Here is an 18,707-nt window from a genome sequence, read left to right as displayed (position 1 = left end):
TTTATGAAAAACAGCAATCCTCAATGATTGATGAGTAAGCAAAGGGGTTAGAGAACACTACTCTAAGCCGAAGTCTCATTACAGAAAACCTTTTCGTAAGGATTCAGGTAGCAGGGATGAGGGAAGGCATGGAGACTTGCTCAGGAGAAGCCGTCGCCATCAAAGCTTGTTTCAAGAAACTCAACACCGAACGCCCTTGAGTCCGACAAGTCTGAATCACACTCAGTAACCTTGCCGTCTGGGCAAAACCTGCCATCGAACGCGAGCCACCACAAACCTTACGCTTGGTTACAGCCAACCGCAACGAGCGTTCCGCACGATTATTATCCGGGGGAATTTCTGGATGGGACAGGAAATACCACCACTGATTTGCCTTATCGCGTAGAGAGCGCAATAACAAGCCCGCCTCATGCCCAGCCAGGGGGAGCCAATGCTCCACAGCCGCCTTCACCTCATAGATAAAGCCCGCCGCCCATTGATGATAGGCAGCCCCATCCTCGGTTTCACGCCACTGACGATGCTGCTCAAAGGCTGTGTCAATCAAATCCAGGAATGCCTTCGCCAACTCTGGATTTTTTCCATGCCTGAGCTTGCAGACTTTCTTGAAGTGCCGCCTTAGATGAGCCAAGCACTTCTGCTGGGCTTTCACCTCATAACCGTTGTACACACTGAAGTCATCAGAGACGAGTACACCATCAAAGCTTCGACCTAATAGGGTCTCTAATTCCGCCCTTGAACGAGTATCAGCGGCGTGGAAGAGGCAAAAAACCCACCCCACACACTACCCACATCCACTCTTTCACTCCCTTGACTAGCCATGGTGTTTCATCCACTTGGGCGTAGTCTTGGTGTTTCACCCAGTTTCCCAGTTCCTCTACTGTCGGCTTAACGCTTTGGGATGCCCTTTCGTTGGTCGCTTGTAATGTCCCTACTCCCACGGTGATATTCCCCAGTTCCTCTAGGAATTCCTGCTGCTTTTCATAGCTCATGTGAGCGTAGTTCCCCAACCACACCAACAGGGATTGCAGCCCGACTCCTAAGCTTTGACCTCCCAGCACTTGCGGCGGTAACTCTCCCCATGTTTCCTGTCCGCATCGGCTACAACAGCAGCACTGCTGCTCATACTCCACTACTTCTATGGCGGGTTGGATTAACTCGGCTACTTCATGGCGGCGCGTTTTTCGGGGGACTAGGCTCAACTCTTGGCTCCCACAGTACCCACACACTTGTGCTCGCACCATTTCGTAGCGGTCTATTCTGCCAAACCCTTTGCGAGTTTTTCCCTGATGACCGGGTTGCCCACCGGGTTTACGTTTTCCTTGGCTTGGTGGCTCTTTTTCTGGGGGTTGGTGTTCTGAGCGTTTGTGGATGTCGCTTGATGGGGGTTTCGATGAACTCTCGCTATCGCTGTTGGCGTTGTTCTTGAGCCGCTCTATTTCCCAGACTAGTTGCTGAATAATCTCTTGTTGCCGCAACACCAGTTCCACCAGCACCTCTGATGATGCTTGTCTCAGTTGCTCTCGTTCGACGGCTGGGGGAATCTCGATGGGCTTCATTGTGCTAACTTAGCTGTTTTTTCTGATTTGTCAACCCCCCCCCACCTGAATCCTTACACCTTTTCATCTTTCCTTCTTCCTTTTGTTATAACTCCCACTCCATAATCTCGTGCAGAAGCTGCATGGCTTCTTTATCAGTCACCTTTGGTAATCTGTTGGTAAAGTAATTTTCAGTTATTCCCAAAGATGCAGCCCTGACTGGCTCCATACCACCATCAAGATACTGGGGCCAATCTGTGGTAAAAAACCAATCTCGATCCTCAAAAATTATATCTGCCAAACAATCAACGGCAAACTCCCAATCTTTTACATTAGTTGATTTGTGCTTTTTCTGAACGAATATTTCCATGAAATCTGGTTCGTTTTCTTCCTCGTCTTCATCATATTCTTTGTTCTTTTTCTCATTTTCCATCAAGTCCGGCAAGATCAATTTTTCAAAGGCTTGCCAAGCAATTTTTCGATAATGGTAATGATATTCATGATCCTCCGTGTCATTATCTTGATCTGAATTGAGTTGCTCTGGAATTTCTTCCAAAATCATTTGATGAAGATAGGCAAATGGATAGAAGGCAGCCGCTTCTAGCAGGTGATCTAGTGGAGGTATCGGAATATCTGGCTTAAGTAAGGCTTTTAAGCAGAGGTTGATCAAATAAATTTGTTGATTGAAACTAGCCCGACAAAAAAAACCATTGCCTGTATCAGCAAAAAGCTGAAAATCTTTAGGGTCATCATATTGCCAGTTAGTGAATTCTAAAGTTGACAAGAAGGAATCTTGCAAAATTTCTAAATAGAATTGCGCTTCAAATCCTTCCAGAACTCGATCGCCTGTTTGCATATGCCAAACCATAGCTAATGCTCTTCTCTTAAGCTCGACTTTCTTATTATAGTCAGTGAAGTATTCCTTCATTTACTAGGTAATGAAGTTATGGCACGACAATCATCGCCCGGATTGATGTTCGGATGGCAGGAGCCAGGCTAACCCGGCTCCGACGGCTTCGGCGAGGGTGTTACTGAGGCGATAGAGGGCGATCGCAAAAAAATACTGACTCGACAACAAAGCCACCGCCACCGATTCAAACACCCCCAACCCCCCTGGCGCACCGGGCAACACCAACCCCAACACCCAAGCGATCGCAAAGGCACTCACCACGCGGGGTAATTCTCCCAACGCCACGGGCATCAACCCCGCCACGGTGCAATAGAAGCCCAGCGATCGCAACGCCACAAAAACCACCTCACCGCCAAAGGGCCGCCAGGGGTAGCGGTGGATCTGCATCGGGGCTTGGTCGCTGCGTTTCCAGCGGGCCAGCCAGCACAGGCCGAGGTTGAGCACCTGGGGATGAATCGCGATCAAAATGCCCAGGAGGGCGATGGGTTGCCAGAGGGTGATCCCTACGGGCCAGGTGAGGAGGGCGACGAGGAGGGCGGCGGCGGCCATCAGGAGGGGTTCGATCAGGGTGGAGAAGGTGGCGGCAGTGAGGGAAAGGCCTTGGGTTTGGGCGGCGTGGATGCGGCCGTAGAGATGCCAGACGTTGCCGGGGATATATTTGGCGATCGTGGTTTGGAGATAGGTGGCGATCGCCCAGCGGGGGGAAATCTGGGGTGCAAGCTCGGCGAGAATCCAGCCCCAGACCCAACCGGACCAACTATGGGCGAGCAGGGTCACAACAAATCCGGCAGCGATCCAGGGCCATTGGATTGCTGCCGTGGTTAGGGGGGTAATCTGTTGCCAATGGTGGCGGAGGGTGGATGCTAGGAAAAAGAGCGCACCGCCCACAATGAGCGATCGCACCATTTGTTGCATCCATCGTTTCATTACCCTAATGAGGCTTTATAGGCCGTCCAGCCGCCAAACTGCGACACATCCGGCAGGTTGTTGGCTTCGATCAGGTCTTGGGGGTAGAGCATCGCCGTCGCGTCGCTGCCATCTTCGAGGGTGACGGGCCCTGGATAGAGATTTGGCGGTTCGTTATCGAGGAGGTGCTGATATTGTGCCGGGGTCATGGCGTAGAGTTCCCCCGCGATCGCAATCCCATCAGTCTCGACTTCATACACACCCGGATGCTGATCATAAACTGAATGCAGTCGATAGTTGGGTTGGGTTTTCACCGCACCGAGAAATTCTGTTTCTGCGATCGTGCCGTGATCGGGTTGCCCCCGTAAAGCAGAACCGCAAATAAAAACCCGCGTGATTTCTGTGTCGCTCATAAAAATACTCTCACCTCGTCAAAAAACGGTAGATTCCGATACATTAAGCCCGTCACTCCTAACGTTATACAAGGGTTAGGTACGATTGAACAATTCCAGCCCACTGAAAAACGATGCTGCTATGACGGGAACTCCCCCCCTAACGAAACCATCACCGCCCTCAACTGCTTTGCATGCTGATGCTAAGGGAGTGCAACTGCGATCGGTAACCAAAAAGTATGGCTTGTTCACTGCTGTTGAAAATATCACCCTCGACATTCCGGCCGGATCATATTGTTGTCTCCTCGGCCCCAGTGGTTGCGGAAAAACCACCACCCTCCGAATGTTGGCGGGTCATGAAACGGTTACATCCGGTGATATTTTCATTGGCACTGAGCGAGTAACGGAACAACCGCCCGCCCAACGAAATACCGCCATGGTGTTTCAAAACTACGCGCTTTTTCCCCATAAAACGGTTTGGGATAATGTGGGATTTGGCCTGAAAATGCGGGGCGTACCGGAGCGCGATCGCACTCCCGTCATTGAAGAAATGCTCGCCCTCGTGGGCATGGAATCCTTCGCCCACCGCAAACCCACCCAACTCAGCGGTGGTCAACAGCAACGGATTGCCCTCGCCCGTGCCCTCGCCAACCGTCCCCAAGTGCTGCTCTTGGACGAACCCTTGAGCGCCCTTGACGAATCCCTCCGGATCAAAACCCGCAGCGAACTGCGCCGCCTCCAAAAAAAGTTTGGTATGACGTTTATTCAAGTCACCCATGCCCAGGATGAGGCCTTTTCCCTCTCGGATGTGATCGTGGTGATGGATCATGGGCGGGTGGATCAAGTGGGGAGCGGTATGGAAATTTATACCCAGCCCGCCTCTACCTTCGTGGCGCAGTTTGTCGGGGATAACAACATCTTTCGCGGCACGGTGCGGGAGTCGGAACCAGGGGAAACGGGGCGCGATCGCATTGGTCTCGATGTCCCCGACGTGGGGCCCATCCACTGTATCGGCCATGCCTCCCCCACGGGTCAAGCCGCTGCCTGTTGCATCCGCGCCGATCAACTCCAGATCAGCGACCCCAATAGCCCCGCTCCCCATCCGAACCACCTCACCGCCCGCATCGTTGCCGTGGAATTCACCGGCTACATTACCCGGATTTCCCTCCTGCAAGAAAACAACGGTCAAGAACTGCTGTACAAAGCCCAAACCGAGGCCTGGCTTGCCACGGACTATCAAGAAGGTCAAGTCGTGACCCTCAGTTGGGCCCCATCGGATTGTATTTTTCTGCCCCATTAGGCAGCGATCGCGCCCCCCGCTTTCTCCTCACCTCCTCCGTTGAGCATCACGCACACCAATACCCTTTATTTCATCAAACCATCATGTCCAACATTTCACGGCGTAAACTCATTCAAACCGGCCTCGCTGCCGGGGCCTTCCTCACCGCCAAAGGCTGCGGCGCAGCCCCCGAAGAAACCACCACCACTGACAACGGCCCCAAAAGCCCAGAATTCAACGCCAATAACAGCAAAGACGTGACCCTCCGCTTCATTGGCACAGGTGTTTCGCAAATCAACGAAATTCGCGAACAAGCCGAAAAAGACCTCGGTTTTAAACTGGAAATGCGGGCCCTGAGTACCGAAGAAAATAACCAAATTGCCATCACTCAACCGGGACAATACGATATTTTCGACGGGGAATATTTCAGCTTGCCTCTGGTCGTGCCTTCGGGAAATTTACAACCCATTGATATTAAACGCCTCAAATCCTTTGATCAGATTGTCTCGATCTTCACCACGGGCAATCTCTACGATGGCGCTCCCGTTAACACCTCCCAAGGCACGGCCCCCCGGAAGGTGATGTATCTCAAAGATGCCGAATCCAGCGAATTCGCCGATGAGCCGACGGATTGGGCGACGCTGATTCCGTTCCAATACAACGCGGATACCCTCGGTTGGCGGCCGGACTTGGTGGGCAAAGAGATTAACTCCTGGGCCCAGTTGTTCGATGATGACTTTGCCGGTAAAACCTCGATTCTTGATATTCCCTCGATTGGGATTATGGACGCGGCAATGGTGCTGGAAGCGTCGGGGCTGATGACCTTCGGCGACAAGGGCAACATGACTAAAGCAGAACTCGACCAGGTGACCGAAATCCTGATCGATCGCAAAAATGCGGGTCAGTTCCGGGCATTCTGGAAGACCTTTGATGAGTCGGTGAACTTGATGACATCGGGGGAAGTGGTGTTGCAGTCGATGTGGTCGCCAGCGGTGACGGCAGTGCGATCGCAGGGGATTGAATGCACCTATGGCCCCCTCAAGGAAGGCTATCGCGGTTGGGGCGGTGGCGTTGGCTTTTCCCGCAGTCTCTCCGGGATGGAACTCGATGCCGCCTATGCTTACCTCGAATGGATGCTCGATGGTTGGCTGGGTGCGTTCCTCAGTCGCCAAGGCTACTACAGCGCCGCCCCCGAAAAATCCAAGGCCTTCATGGAACCCTTTGAATGGGATTACTGGTATGAAGGGAAAGAAGCCGCCGAAGATATCGTTGATCCCTTCGGTAAGAAAATCGCTGACCAAGGAAGTGTACGCGATGGTGGTTCCTTTGATGAACGGATGGGTAACGTGGTTTGCTGGAACTCCGTGATGGATGAGCAAACTTACCTGATCCAAAAATGGAATGAGTTTATCGCGGCTTGATGTCTCTCCCTGTCTGGGTTCTCAGTTTCACACCCTGTGACCTGAGGTCCCGCGATCGCACCGCCCTGTAACCCCTCACCCTCTGGGTGAGGGGAGCTGATCCATTTTTCCAGTTCCCTCTCCCCTAGGGTGAGGGCTAGGGTGAGGGCTTGCCAGGATCTGGCTAATTTTGTCAGTCAACCAGGGATTCAGGGTGCGATCGCTAATATTTTCCTTCGTCCAGAACCCTAACAATTGCTAAAATAAACGAATACATTCATAAAATGAGGGTTTAGCCTGGTCTGTTTTGGGATAAGCTCACGCTGCTATTTAAAGTGGTTTGACATTTCCTCTCTTCAGACAAATCATGAAAAGCACGCCTCTTTTTCATTTAGGCTATCCAAAAACCGCATCAACTTGGCTGCAAAAAAATATTTTTAATGATCCAAAATTTGGCTTCTCCTCTCCTTGGGAAATGCCCAATGCAAAATCCATTGAACACTTTGTTTTAAGTAATCCATATGTGTTTGATCCTGAGCAAGTATATCGAGATTTTCAGGCGGGTATTGAGCAAGCCATTGCATCCGATACCGTGCCCGTCATTTCCCATGAAATCCTAGTCGGTGATCCATTACAAAAATGGGATTGGAGTTGTCAGGCTGCTAACCGTATTTATCAAGTGTTTCCCCAGTCTCGGATTTTAATTCTCATCCGAGAACAACGGGCTATGGTGTTATCGCTGTATCGTCAGCATATTAAAAAGGGCGAACGTATGACGTTAAAGCGTTTTCTCTCGTTGCCAGCGGCATGGCCAGGCTTTCGGCCCGGTTGTCAGCTTGAAATGCTGAACTACCATCATTTGATTGCTTATTATCAAGATCTTTTTGGACGCGATCGCATTCTTGTTTGGCCCTTTGAACAGTTCAAACAGGACTTAGCCACCTCCCTTCAAACCTTTCAAACCTTTGCCCATGCCAAGGGGGAGCGTGAGGTGAACAAAATCCAGAGGGGTAACGCCAGGAATGTGGGATATTTGGGCTGGACATTGGTGTTTCGGCGCTATTTAAACTTCTTTTGTGAAACGGGATTTTTTGGGCCCGGTGGCCCACCTAAAAGCTGGCAGTTTGCCTCAACCGTCACGAAAGGAGTTGACCGCATCATTCCCCATGCGTGGCATCAACCGAAAGAACGGCAAATGAAACAGTATATTGATGCTGTTTTGGGCGATCGCTACCAAGAAAGTAACCGCCACACGATGGCATTGACCGGCCTTGATCTAGCCGCCTTTGGTTATAACGTCGGCGCATGAGCAGCAGTATGTTGCAGAATCATAATAAATATTCCTTGCTCAGAGAATGTCAATTATACTGAACGTACAGTGTGGGGAGAGGAGATTATCAAAATGTGGGAACGCTTAATTCTTGCGATGACAATGACAGTATTACTTCATGTTTCGATGCAATCTCAACCTACTTCCGGCAATTCTTCACAGTCTTTCTTCTCCCACCAACAGCCCAATTCTGAAAACGAATTGCAATTCAGTCCATTGATTTCTAGGGTTCAACCGAAACAATCAGACCCTTGTTCGCCTTCGATGACTCCCTTGTAAGTCATGATCTCGCGTGCAGCAGAGCAGTGAGGATCTTCAGAACCGCTGAAACAAGACGCTGATGGGGGTTAAAAATTGAAGGGATTGGGGGTGAGAGCTATCACTTTTGTCAGTCAACCAGGGTGCTATGGGTTCGATGCGCTGGGGCTAGTCTTCGTCTTTACCGACTAACCCCTGCATCGCATTGACCAGGACAGAAAGTGCTTTGTCGTGGGCGTTGATCGTGTTTTCCATGTCGTCGAGTTGCAGTTTGATCACGTCAACGTCTTTGCGGGCGCTGTCGATGTCTTGGGCGAGGTCTTCCGGGACGTTGGTTTGGAGTTGCTCGATACGGGCTTCGAGGGTGCTGAGGGTTTCGGTTTCGAGTTGTTCGAGTTGGCGGCGATTGGTGGCGATCGCATCATCGTAGCGAGCCGCCGCAATTTGGGCATCTTTCAGATTGACGATCGCCCAACCGAGCGCCCCGCCTAAGACTGCGATCGCCCCCGCCGCCAACCCCGCCAACCAGAGAAACCGCCGCTTCAATTGCAAAATTTCCCGATTGTAATAGTCCGAATCCGACAACGCCACCAACTTCATTTCCCACAGATCCTGGGAGAGGTCTTCGACGGTTTTCGCCTCACCATCGGCAAGGCGCATCAACGCAGAGGCCCCCGGATGCTGCGTAGCGGGGGTTTCCTCTGGGGTACGATCATTGGGATGGGGCAGGGGGACGAGATGCGCCTTTTTTCGAGGTGTTGAGGCTTGGGGGGTAGGGACATCCGTCAAGCTGCTCTTGCGGCGCGGGGTGCGTTGGGTGGGTTGAATCGGAGGTGCGATCGTCTCATCCCGGCGGGCCCCATCTCCCACCACCCCCGACAACACCGCCATCAAATCCGACAGCGAAATATACTGTTCATCAGCAGAACCTTTGGCGGTACTTTGCCGCTGCCCTGGCTTCCGTGCTTGTGCCATACCCCACCTGCCCCGACTGAAGACGCTTAGTTAATGTTTGGGTTATCCGCTGCGGCGATTTCTTCTCGCAACTGTTGCCGACCGTTTTGCACTACCCGCAGCATATCGCTTAACTGCGTCTCTAACCGGGTGAGCACAGCGTCAGCGTAGTCATCCGCACCATCTTGGATGTCATCGCACTCATAGAGAACGTCTTGGCGCATTTGTTCGAGTTCTTGCATCGCCTGCATCCGCATTTGCTCAATTTCCGCCGCTGTTTGCTGCTTCAGTTCTTCGTATTCCTGTTGGATCTGTTGGCGAATTTGGGCGGCTTCGGCTTCGGCTTGGCGCACCAGGCCGCTGTCATTGAGGAGTTGGGCGGCTTGGTTTTGGGCCGTGGCGATAATTTCCTGGGCGTATTCTTCAGCTTGGAGAAGAATTTCTTCTTTTTGGCGAATGATCGCGATCGCCTGCTCAAACGCCGCCGGCAAATTAACCCGGATCACATCTAAATGATCCAGCAATTGTTCCTCGTCCACCACCGTTTTGCGGGTAAACGGCACGCGAGGATTATCTAAAATGAGTTCTTCGAGGCGGTTCAACTCCGTCTGCACATCGTAGCCCAGCGGATGCGACTCACCTAGGGGCATTTGAGGATTCACTTGATTGTTGTATTCAGCGTCACTGCGGGGGGAGTCTTGTTGAAGCATCGGTAGATATCTTGGGCAACGTTGACAGGAACAAGGTGATCGACAACACCACCAAACTGGGCAATCTCTTTAACCACGCTACTACTTAAAAAACTATACTCGGTTGACGTAGCTAAAAAAATGGTTTCCAACTCTTTACACAGCGTTGTGTTCGTGTGGGCCATTTGTAACTCTTTTTCAAAGTCAGAGAGAACCCGTAGCCCCCGTAAAATTGCGCCCGCCTTGCGTAACCTTGCATAGTCTACTGTTAACCCTGAGAAACTCTCAACCGTGACATTGGGTAGATGCTGGGTGCAGGCTTCGATCTGGACAAGTCGATGGGGTACAGGAAACAGCGGCGACTTTTGAGGATTACACAAGACAGCAACAATAATGCCCTCAAAGAGGCGACTCCCTCGCTCAATAATGTCAAGGTGTCCTAATGTGATGGGATCAAAGCTGCCGGGGTAGATGGCAATCACGGTTGTGCAATCATCGATCTGGAGGACAGGGGAATTTGGAATATGTGGCGATTATAGCCTGCTTCGCTGGTGACGACAGAGGATTCTGAAAAACAGGGGGCGGCCACCGATCGCTGTTTCGCGCCAAGTGGTTCTGAAGATGGGGCGGCGATCGCGAGAATGGGTGCAGCGAGACCCAGGGGATTGTGATAATTTGTTACAACAAATTATGAATCTTCAATCCCGCAGCGAACAGCCCCTATGCCTGACCTCAACCTTGCCCCTGAGACCCTCGAAACACCATTGCTCGGCGATCCGCTAGGGATGAGCAGCCCGATCGCACCCCGCCAGGGCTTTGCGAAACGTCACATTGGGATTACGCCAGAGACGGAAGCCCAGATGGTGAAGGCGTTGGGCTATCAGAGTGTGGATGAGTTGATTTATCATGCCGTGCCCCAGGGGATTCGGTTGCAGCGATCGCTCCATCTCCCCCCCGCAAAATCGGAACATGAGGCGCTGGCGAGCTTGAAAGCGATCGCCGCGAAAAACCAGGTCTATCGCTCCTTGATCGGCATGGGCTACCACGCCTGCATCACCCCCCCGGTGATTCAGCGCAACATCTTAGAAAACCCCGGCTGGTACACCGCCTACACCCCCTATCAAGCGGAAATTGCCCAAGGTCGCCTCGAAGCCCTGCTCAATTTCCAAACGATGATCATTGACCTCACGGGTCTCGACATTGCCAATGCCTCCCTCCTCGACGAAGGCACCGCCGCCGCCGAAGCCATGACCCTGAGCTACGGCATCAGCAAAAACAAATCGAACCGCTTCTTTATCTCCGAAGCCTGCCACCCCCAAACCATTGACGTGGTGATCACACGAGCGGAACCCTTGGGTATTGAGGTGATCATTGGCGATCATGGCGAGATGGACTTTACCGCAACTCCTGTATTTGGGGCGTTGCTGCAATATCCCACCACCGACGGCATTGTCTTGGACTATCGCCCCTGCATTGAACAGGTGCATGGGGTGGGCGGACTCGTCACCCTCGCCGCTGATCCCTTGGCCTTAGCCCTGTTAACGCCGCCCGGTGAATTGGGTGCTGATATTGCCGTCGGGAGTACCCAGCGGTTAGGGGTTCCCCTCGGTTTTGGTGGCCCCCACGCGGCCTATTTTGCGACGAAAGAGGCCTATAAACGGCAAGTGCCGGGGCGGATCGTTGGGGTGTCGCGGGATGCCCAGGGTCAACCGGCCTTGCGCTTGGCGTTGCAGACCCGTGAGCAGCATATTCGCCGGGACAAGGCGACGAGTAATATTTGTACGGCGCAGGTGTTGTTGGCGGTGATTGCGTCGATGTATGCGGTGTATCACGGGCCCGATGGCGTGAAGGCGATCGCCCAAACCATTCACGATCGCGCCGTCCTCCTGGCTGCTGGTCTTCGCCGTCTCAATTATTCCATCCCCGATTTGCCCATTTTCGATGCGGTCTGTGTAGGGGTGGGGGAAGCGAGTGCCCCTGTTCTGCTCAAGACAGCGGCTGAACAAGGCTTTAACCTGCGCTTGATGGAATCGGGCCACATCGTCATTGCCTGCGATGAATTGACCACCGAGGCCGAGATTGAAACCCTGTGGCGGATTTTTGCCAATCGTGACGATCTGCCCTTTAGCGTTGCGGATTTTGAGGTGACAGCCTTGGGGCATTATGCCGCTGACTTGACGCGGACGAGTGCCTTTTTACAAGACCCGATCTTCAACAGTCACCATTCCGAAACCGAACTGCTGCGCTATCTTCACCACCTCGAACAGAAGGATCTCTCCCTCACCACCTCGATGATTCCCCTCGGTTCCTGCACGATGAAACTGAATGCAGCGGCGGAGATGTTCCCGGTGACTTGGCCCGAATTTGGGCAAATTCACCCCTTTGCGCCGCGATCGCAAACCCAAGGCTATCAAATCCTCTTTGAACAACTGGAAACCTGGCTCGCGGAAATTACCGGATTTGCCGGGGTGTCGTTGCAGCCCAACGCCGGATCTCAGGGGGAATATGCCGGGTTACAGGTGATCCGGGCCTACCATCGCGATCGCGGCGATTTCCACCGCAATATCTGCCTGATTCCCGAATCCGCCCACGGCACGAACCCCGCCAGTGCCGTCATGTGTGGCATGAAAGTCATCTCGGTGCAATGCGACAAAAATGGCGATATTGACCGGGCGGATTTGACGAAAAAACTTGAAAAACACCGCGACAACCTCGCCGCCTTGATGGTCACCTATCCCTCCACCCACGGCGTGTTTGAGGCGGGCATTACCGAAATTTGTGCGGCGATCCATGCTGCCGGTGGGCAAGTCTATATGGACGGAGCAAATATGAACGCCCAAGTGGGCCTCTGTCGGCCCGGCGACTTTGGCGCGGATGTGTGCCATCTCAACCTCCATAAAACCTTCTGTATTCCCCACGGGGGCGGCGGCCCTGGGGTGGGGCCGATTGGCGTGGCGGCCCATTTATTGCCCTACCTGCCGGGTCATCCGATCGCAGAGTTAGGCCATGCAAAGGCCATTGGTGCGATCGCCGCCGCCCCCTGGGGCAGTGCCAGCATTTTGGTGATCTCCTGGATGTATATCGCGATGATGGGAGCCGACGGCCTCACCGATGCCACCAAAATCTCCATCCTCAGTGCCAACTACATCGCCCAGCAACTCGACGCGGCCTATCCCATCCTGTTCAAAGGAGAATCCGGCCTCGTTGCCCATGAATGTATCATCGACCTCCGCCCCTTGAAAAAGCACGGCATTGAAGTGGACGACATCGCCAAACGCCTGATGGACTATGGTTTCCACGCGCCAACCATGTCCTGGCCCGTGATTGGCACGATGATGATCGAACCCACGGAAAGCGAGTCGTTAAGTGAGTTGGATCGGTTCTGTACGGCAATGTTGTCGATTCGCGCCGAAGCTGAAGCCGTGATCCAAGGCAACGCCGACCCGCAAGACAACCCCCTCAAGCACGCGCCCCACACGGCCCCGGTGGTGATTTGCGGTGACTGGAACCATGCCTATAGCCGCGAGGTGGCGGCCTATCCTGCGCCCTGGCTCAAGTCCCATAAATTCTGGCCCACGGTGGGCCGGGTGGACAATGCCTACGGCGATCGCAACCTCGTTTGTTCCTGCGTCGGCATGGATGCCTACAGGGACGCATCGGACGAATAATCCTGAAAAGCAATCGTTTATACTGAATAATAGACACATTACGTGGTCACACCTCCTTGGGAAAGAGTGGCCACGTTTTGAGGTTGTCGCAATTCCTTGTCTGTTCTGAAGCAAAGCTGGTCTACCCATTACTGCATCGTCAATCTTGTTTTTGGGATCATCTACCCATGATGGTGGAACCAAATCTAGGAATAATCAAGGAAACTGGAGAGATAAAACACTAGCCACAGTTAGATTTTTGACTAGATTTAGCCGCTTAATTGCCCACAAAGCCGACTACAATTTTTGAGTTCTTCAAAAAAAGGGTCCAGATCAAACCTGTCTAAATCTTCAACGTCTAAATCTTCAAAACAATTGTTAATGCGATGTGTGGATGGGGTGTCCTGTCTTCCCAATATATCCAAACCTTAAGAAAATACGGATCAGATTATGTATACTGAGTTCTTCAATCCCGACCTAAAAAATCAGGATTCTGTCCAGATTGAAATATTACTGAATCGGATTAGTCGCCAAATTTTATGCTCCCTAGAGCTTGACAATATTTTGGCGGTGACTGCGACAGAAGTTCGGCAATTTTTAGATGTTGATCGGATCAAACTCTATCGCTTTTCTCCCAACGGTGACGGTCAAGTCATCGCTGAATCGATTGATCAAAATCGTCTCCCGTCTCTGCTGGGCTTAAACTTCCCCGCCGATGATATTCCAGAAGAGGCCCGTGTCCTGTTCAAAACGGCTCGGATGCGGTCTGTGGTGAATGTGGCAGAGGCGCAAATTGGCCAAGGCTTTCGCCAAGATCCTGAAACCGGGGCCGAGATTAATGAAGACATTCGCTTTCGTTCCCTTGACCCCTGTCATCAGGATTACCTGACGGCCATGGGGGTTCAGTCCTCTCTCGTCGTGCCCATTCCCCAGGGTGATGATCTGTGGGGTCTGCTGGTGGCGCATCACTCTGAACGCTGGGCGGCATCCCCCGCGCAAATGCAAGGGATTCAAATGGTGGTGGATCAACTGGCGGTGGCGATCGCTCAAGATCACCTCTTGCAACGGGCTAGCGTTCAAGCTCAACAGGAATCGATCCTCAACCAGGTGGCTCGCACTCTCCACAGCATCACAACGATTGATCTGAAAACCGCCCTCAACACCACTGTGCAAGCCTTGGACGGTTGCGGCGGTCGTCTATTCATCAATCGCACGATGCTTGAAGCCATCATTACCCATCGATCCGATGCCGAAATTATGGCCTGTCCCTTCGATCAGTTTGAACTGATTGCGGAAGGAACACAACCCGCCATTCCTTCGGGCCAACGCTTCACCGAAATCGAGCAATCCAGTGCCTGGTATAGCCTCTTTCAAACCTGTGATCAACCCAGTTGGGCGGTGGAAAATCTCTACACCGTGTCTCAATTTCGTAACCTGCAGCCGTCATTCCGGGCGACCTCGATTCGGGGCATGGTCGTGCTCCCACTCAAGCGCGATCGCTATTCCTTTGGCTATCTGACCATTTTTCGGCCTGAAATTGCCACCGAAACCCTATGGGCAGGGGAATTCAACCCGGATCAGCGTCAAATGCAACCCCGCCTCTCCTTTGACATCTGGAAAGAGTCCAAACAGGGCCAATCTCAACCCTGGATGGAGGGCGATCTTCAACTTGCACAACGCCTCGGCCAAGAATTCGCCGCCGCCATTCACCAACAGGAACTCTATCAACACGTTCGACGCTTTAACAGTGATCTTGAACAACAAGTACAAGAACGCACAGCCAGCTTACAGGCAACAGTGGCGAAGCTGCGAGACACTCATTTACAACTCAGTCAAGCCGAAAAAATGTCAGGTCTGGGGCAGTTAGTCACGGGGGTTTGTCACGAAATTACCAATCCTGTGAATTTCATTTCCGGTAATTTAAAACATGCGCGGCAATACTTTGAAGACTTGATCAATTTGGTCACGGTATATCAAACAATTGCAGGCGATCGTCCTGAAATTAAAGCTCAAGAAAATGCCGTGGATTTAAAATTTCTGTCTACGGATTTTCCCCGTTTAATTAGTTCTATGCAAACCGGGGCCGATCGCATTCATAAGGTCGTCCGTGCCTTAATCACCTTCGCAAATCATGACCAGTCCGAATTGAAAACGGTGGATATTCATGAGGGCATTGAGAGTATTTTGCTCATTTTGCATCATCGTACCAAGGCGAAAACCGATACACCGGGCATTGATGTGATTAAACACTACGGTGAATTGCCGCAGGTGCAGTGCTATGTTAGCCAACTGAATCAGGCAATGATGAACTTGATCAATAATGCGATTCAGGCGATCGAAATGCGCTGGTTAATGACCGAAACTCCGATCCAGGGACAATTGACGACTACCACTGAGGTGGTTCCTGTGGATGAGTTGGCGGGGCAATTGCCGCGAATTCGGATTCGGATTCAGGATAATGGCTGTGGGATGACGGATACGGTGCGATCGCACATTTTTGAGCCGTTTTTCACCACTAAAACCGTGAGTCAAGGTACGGGTTTGGGGCTGTCCATTTGTCAGCACATTGTGACGGAACGCCATGGGGGTAAACTGACTTGCACGTCAACGGTGGGCGAGGGCAGTGAGTTTTGCATTGAAATCCCGACTTAGGGCATTGGTGGGTTACGGCGGATTGTCAGATGCAGTGATAGCCTGTGTTTTAGCCGCCTAAGCCACTCTACAATAAAGCACTATTTTAGCTGTGCCATCCACGACTGTCTACTGTTGACTGTGACGGGTGAGAATGCTTGGATTGCTTGGATTGGGTGCGATGGGAGAGAATGGGGGGGTTGTTGCTGAGGGAGCAGGATGGTGGATTACGGGAGTTTTCATCAGTTTTTTGAGCATTGCGTGGGGGATTGGAGTACGGAGCGTACCTATCATTACCTGACGCGGCAGGAGGTGGAGCGATCGCACACGGATTTTCAGATTGCCCGCCTCACCCCAGAGCTGAAACAACAGGTGTTGACCGATAATGCCTACGAGTCGCCGCCGGATCTAGCCACACTCGAAGGGTTTAGTCTGTCTTTTCAAACGGTGTCGGAGCAGGGCGATCGCGTCTCCCAAACCCTGAATATTCTTTTTGTGCCCACCCAAACCGAGGGTATTTATCTGAGTGGGGATTATTTGCGCGATCGCGCCTACGAAGAATCCCGCCCGATCGTTTCTCACTTTCGCTTCGACACCAGCAGCCGCGAACTGTTGATGACCACCCAATACACCCACGTCGTCTCCGTTGATTCCATTATCCTGATTAACCCCACCCTGCGCATCCGCCGCATTTTCAACTACACCCGCCCCCCGGCAGGCGAACCCCTGACGGAAATGCGCCTCGTTGGGTTTGGCGTGGAACAGAAAACGGCATAATGGGAAACAGAATCGCCAGGATTTAGCCTTGGTTCACCCTTTATTGATGGAGTCAATTCAGCAAAAACTATGGATGCAATGGAATTTTTTCGGCAGAGTGCAGGACAGTGGCGATCGCAACGCACCACCCATCACCTGCCCTTTCGCCGCGCTGAAAACGGTGGGTCAATGATCACCGTCGAAACCCTCCCCGCCGATGATCCCCGCATCATCGAAATCTGTAAAATGCACAACGAAGACCCCGCCCAAAGCGTCGGCGGCTCCTTCGTCACCTGGAACGGAGCCATGGCCTGGGATAAAGAAGGCGAAGACCACAAAGGCGAAACCGTTTTCGCCCTCATCCCCGACCCCGACAACCCCCGCAACGGCAAACTCCTCCGCGAACGGGGCTACGCCGAAATCGTCCCCGTCGCCGGCCGCTTTGAAATGGACGACGATGATGCCCTCAACCTGATCACCGAATACGAAACCATGAGCGTCATCGAACGCTTTTGGTTCGCCACCCCTGACCTCCGCCTCCGCACCAGCACTGTGAAACGCTTTGGTGGCTTCAACACCGCCACCTTCTGCGCTGAAGCCCGCACCGCTGAACCTGTGCCGCCGCCGGAATCCAACACCGCGATCGCTCCCCTACCTGCCCTCTCCGGCTGGTAATCCCCACGCCTACCCCCCACCTGCTATGAAAGTTCTGCACATTGTCCCTTCCATTTCCCTGGTGTATGGGGGGCCGAGTCAGATGGTGCGGGGGCTATCGGCGGCCCTGAGTCGGCAGGGGGTTGAAGTGGAGATTCTGACCACCGATGCCAATGGCGATGTGGGTCAAGCGCCCCTTGATGTGCCCATCAATCAACCCGTAGCGGAAGATGGCTACACCGTGCGCTATTTTCGCTGCGCCCCTTTTCGCCGTTACAAATTTTCCTGGGATCTGCTGCAATGGCTGTACCACCACGCCCATCAGTATGATCTCGCCCATGTTCACGCTCTTTTTTCCCCGGTCAGCAGTGCCGCTGCGACGATTCTCCGCTGGCAAGGCTGCCCCTATATTTTGCGACCCTTGGGAACCCTCGACCCCCAAGATCTCCAAAAAAAACGCTGGCTCAAAGCTCTCTATGGCTATGGGATTGAGCGGCCCAATTTAGCCGGGGCGGCGGCGGTGCATTTCACCAGTACCACCGAGGCGAAAACCTCCCATCGCTACGGGGTGAAGACCCAAGATTGGGTGATTCCCTTGGGGGTGACGCTGCCGGACTTGCCGGAACGGGGGCGGGCGCGATCGCACTGGCACATCGCTCCGGATCTGCCCCTTCTGGTCTATATGTCCCGCCTTGATCGCAAAAAAGGGATTGAATTATTAGTCACCGCTCTGGCGCGACTCCAGGCCGAAGGTGTGCCGTTTCACTTCGTCCTCGCGGGTTCCAATAGCCAAGATCCCGGCTATGAACAGGAACTACGGCAGCGAATCGCAGCAGCGGGCATCCTGCCCCAGACCACGATCGCAGGCTTTGTCCAAGGCATTGAAAAAACAGCTTTACTCCAGGATGCGGATCTGTTTGTGTTGCCGTCCTACTATGAAAATTTTGGGATTGCGGTGGCGGAGGCGATGGCGGTGGGTACGTCCGTTGTGGTGTCCAATGGGGTAGACCTCTGGCCCGCCGTGGAGCGGGCCGAGGCGGGCTGGGTGACGCGCCCGGAGGTGGAGGCGCTCACGGATTCCCTGCGCACCGCCTTGAGCGATCGCACCGAACAGGCCCGCCGGGGTCGCAATGCCTTGCAATTAGTGCAGCAGGATTATAGTTGGGATGCGATCGCCACCCAAATGATCGCCGCCTATCGCACCATCATCCCCACCTCATCCTAGGTCGGGTTTTGATCGGAGTTCTCAAAAGTGGACGGTACTGGACTCGAACCAGTGACAGCCTGCTTGTAAGGCAGGAGCTCTACCAACTGAGCTAACCGTCCGATACGATGTATAACACTATCATAAAATTTACCAAGATCC

14 protein-coding genes, 1 tRNA gene and 1 pseudogene are annotated in these 18,707 nt (G+C 52.9%); 8 read left to right on the top strand and 8 right to left on the bottom strand.

Annotated features, from left to right (window positions below):
- Positions 1-103: 103 nt before the first annotated feature.
- The 4 genes and pseudogenes from tnpC to SPI6313_RS19790 form a co-directional block, all read right to left on the bottom strand.
- A pseudogene (tnpC, locus tag SPI6313_RS19805) lies at positions 104-1,556 on the bottom strand (IS66 family transposase).
- 85 nt (positions 1,557-1,641) lie between these two features.
- On the bottom strand, positions 1,642-2,463 hold the full coding sequence (locus SPI6313_RS19800) for a hypothetical protein (RefSeq protein WP_072622544.1): 822 nt from the start codon (positions 2,461-2,463) through the stop codon (positions 1,642-1,644).
- Positions 2,464-2,493: 30 nt separating this feature from the next.
- Positions 2,494-3,372, bottom strand: a complete 879-nt coding sequence (locus SPI6313_RS19795; RefSeq protein WP_072622543.1) for a lysylphosphatidylglycerol synthase domain-containing protein — start codon at positions 3,370-3,372, stop codon at positions 2,494-2,496.
- Positions 3,372-3,764 carry an allophanate hydrolase-related protein gene (locus tag SPI6313_RS19790; RefSeq protein WP_072622542.1) on the bottom strand — a complete coding sequence of 131 codons (393 nt, stop codon included), beginning with the start codon at positions 3,762-3,764 and terminating at the stop codon, positions 3,372-3,374. The genes SPI6313_RS19795 and SPI6313_RS19790 overlap by 1 nt, the downstream gene beginning before the upstream one ends.
- 169 nt (positions 3,765-3,933) lie before the next feature.
- On the opposite strand from SPI6313_RS19790, the gene SPI6313_RS19785 reads away from it, so the two are divergent.
- The 3 genes from SPI6313_RS19785 (at position 3,934) to SPI6313_RS19775 (ending at position 7,731) form a co-directional block, all read left to right on the top strand.
- Positions 3,934-5,043 (top strand): ABC transporter ATP-binding protein, encoded by a 1,110-nt coding sequence (locus SPI6313_RS19785; protein ID WP_217650681.1) that lies wholly within the window; start codon positions 3,934-3,936, stop codon positions 5,041-5,043.
- Between the two features lie 83 nt (positions 5,044-5,126).
- The gene (locus SPI6313_RS19780) at positions 5,127-6,443 is read left to right on the top strand and encodes an ABC transporter substrate-binding protein (RefSeq protein WP_072623248.1); all 1,317 of its coding nucleotides are present in this window, start codon (positions 5,127-5,129) and stop codon (positions 6,441-6,443) included.
- Positions 6,444-6,789: 346 nt separating this feature from the next.
- On the top strand, positions 6,790-7,731 hold the full coding sequence (locus SPI6313_RS19775; RefSeq protein ID WP_072622540.1) for a hypothetical protein: 942 nt from the start codon (positions 6,790-6,792) through the stop codon (positions 7,729-7,731).
- 447 nt (positions 7,732-8,178) lie between these two features.
- On the opposite strand, the gene SPI6313_RS19770 is transcribed toward SPI6313_RS19775, so the two are convergent.
- From SPI6313_RS19770 to coaD, 3 genes are read right to left on the bottom strand one after another with little or no spacing between them, the layout of a single operon-like run.
- Positions 8,179-8,985 (bottom strand): hypothetical protein, encoded by an 807-nt coding sequence (locus SPI6313_RS19770; RefSeq protein WP_139276706.1) that lies wholly within the window; start codon positions 8,983-8,985, stop codon positions 8,179-8,181.
- Positions 8,986-9,011: 26 nt separating this feature from the next.
- Entirely contained in the window at positions 9,012-9,674 is a 663-nt protein-coding gene (locus SPI6313_RS19765) for an ATP synthase subunit B family protein (protein WP_072622538.1), read from the bottom strand.
- Positions 9,623-10,135, bottom strand: coding sequence for a pantetheine-phosphate adenylyltransferase (coaD, locus tag SPI6313_RS19760; protein ID WP_072623247.1), 513 nt, complete (start codon positions 10,133-10,135; stop codon positions 9,623-9,625). The genes SPI6313_RS19765 and coaD overlap by 52 nt, the downstream gene beginning before the upstream one ends.
- Positions 10,136-10,375: 240 nt before the next feature.
- On the opposite strand from coaD, the gene gcvP reads away from it, so the two are divergent.
- The 5 genes from gcvP to hpsP all read left to right on the top strand — a co-directional run bounded on the left by gcvP (position 10,376) and on the right by hpsP (position 18,566).
- Entirely contained in the window at positions 10,376-13,321 is a 2,946-nt protein-coding gene (gene gcvP / locus SPI6313_RS19755) for an aminomethyl-transferring glycine dehydrogenase (protein ID WP_072622537.1), read from the top strand.
- A 429-nt stretch (positions 13,322-13,750) separates the two neighbouring features.
- Positions 13,751-15,952, top strand: a complete 2,202-nt coding sequence (locus SPI6313_RS19750; RefSeq protein ID WP_072622536.1) for a GAF domain-containing sensor histidine kinase — start codon at positions 13,751-13,753, stop codon at positions 15,950-15,952.
- Positions 15,953-16,150: 198 nt separating this feature from the next.
- Positions 16,151-16,708: a phycobiliprotein lyase gene (locus SPI6313_RS19745; RefSeq protein WP_072622535.1), complete on the top strand. Its 558-nt coding sequence runs from the start codon at positions 16,151-16,153 to the stop codon at positions 16,706-16,708.
- A gap of 69 nt (positions 16,709-16,777) precedes the next feature.
- On the top strand, positions 16,778-17,362 hold the full coding sequence (locus tag SPI6313_RS19740; protein WP_072622534.1) for a phycobiliprotein lyase: 585 nt from the start codon (positions 16,778-16,780) through the stop codon (positions 17,360-17,362).
- A 25-nt stretch (positions 17,363-17,387) separates the two neighbouring features.
- Entirely contained in the window at positions 17,388-18,566 is a 1,179-nt protein-coding gene (gene hpsP / locus SPI6313_RS19735) for a hormogonium polysaccharide biosynthesis glycosyltransferase HpsP (RefSeq protein WP_072622533.1), read from the top strand.
- Positions 18,567-18,594: 28 nt separating this feature from the next.
- Here the strand turns inward: hpsP and SPI6313_RS19730 are convergent.
- Positions 18,595-18,667 (bottom strand) — tRNA-Val (locus SPI6313_RS19730).
- Between the last annotated feature and the right edge of the window lie 40 nt (positions 18,668-18,707).

Origin of the sequence: Spirulina major PCC 6313, assembly GCF_001890765.1 — a bacterium.
Taxonomy (GTDB): domain Bacteria; phylum Cyanobacteriota; class Cyanobacteriia; order Cyanobacteriales; family Spirulinaceae; genus Spirulina; species Spirulina major.
This window is presented reverse-complemented; position numbering and strand designations above follow the sequence as displayed.

Excerpts from the sequence above, each read along its gene's own strand:
- SPI6313_RS19745 (WP_072622535.1), top strand. The coding sequence starts at position 16,151 with ATGGTGGATTACGGGAGTTTTCATCAGTTTTTTGAGCATTGCGTGGGG.
- SPI6313_RS19750 (WP_072622536.1), top strand. The coding sequence starts at position 13,751 with ATGTATACTGAGTTCTTCAATCCCGACCTAAAAAATCAGGATTCTGTC.
- SPI6313_RS19775 (WP_072622540.1), top strand. The coding sequence starts at position 6,790 with ATGAAAAGCACGCCTCTTTTTCATTTAGGCTATCCAAAAACCGCATCA.
- hpsP (WP_072622533.1), top strand. The coding sequence starts at position 17,388 with ATGAAAGTTCTGCACATTGTCCCTTCCATTTCCCTGGTGTATGGGGGG.
- SPI6313_RS19790 (WP_072622542.1), bottom strand. The coding sequence starts at position 3,764 with ATGAGCGACACAGAAATCACGCGGGTTTTTATTTGCGGTTCTGCTTTA.
- SPI6313_RS19800 (WP_072622544.1), bottom strand. The coding sequence starts at position 2,463 with ATGAAGGAATACTTCACTGACTATAATAAGAAAGTCGAGCTTAAGAGA.
- SPI6313_RS19770 (WP_139276706.1), bottom strand. The coding sequence starts at position 8,985 with ATGGCACAAGCACGGAAGCCAGGGCAGCGGCAAAGTACCGCCAAAGGT.
- SPI6313_RS19740 (WP_072622534.1), top strand. The coding sequence starts at position 16,778 with ATGGATGCAATGGAATTTTTTCGGCAGAGTGCAGGACAGTGGCGATCG.
- SPI6313_RS19780 (WP_072623248.1), top strand. The coding sequence starts at position 5,127 with ATGTCCAACATTTCACGGCGTAAACTCATTCAAACCGGCCTCGCTGCC.
- SPI6313_RS19765 (WP_072622538.1), bottom strand. The coding sequence starts at position 9,674 with ATGCTTCAACAAGACTCCCCCCGCAGTGACGCTGAATACAACAATCAA.
- gcvP (WP_072622537.1), top strand. The coding sequence starts at position 10,376 with ATGCCTGACCTCAACCTTGCCCCTGAGACCCTCGAAACACCATTGCTC.
- SPI6313_RS19795 (WP_072622543.1), bottom strand. The coding sequence starts at position 3,372 with ATGAAACGATGGATGCAACAAATGGTGCGATCGCTCATTGTGGGCGGT.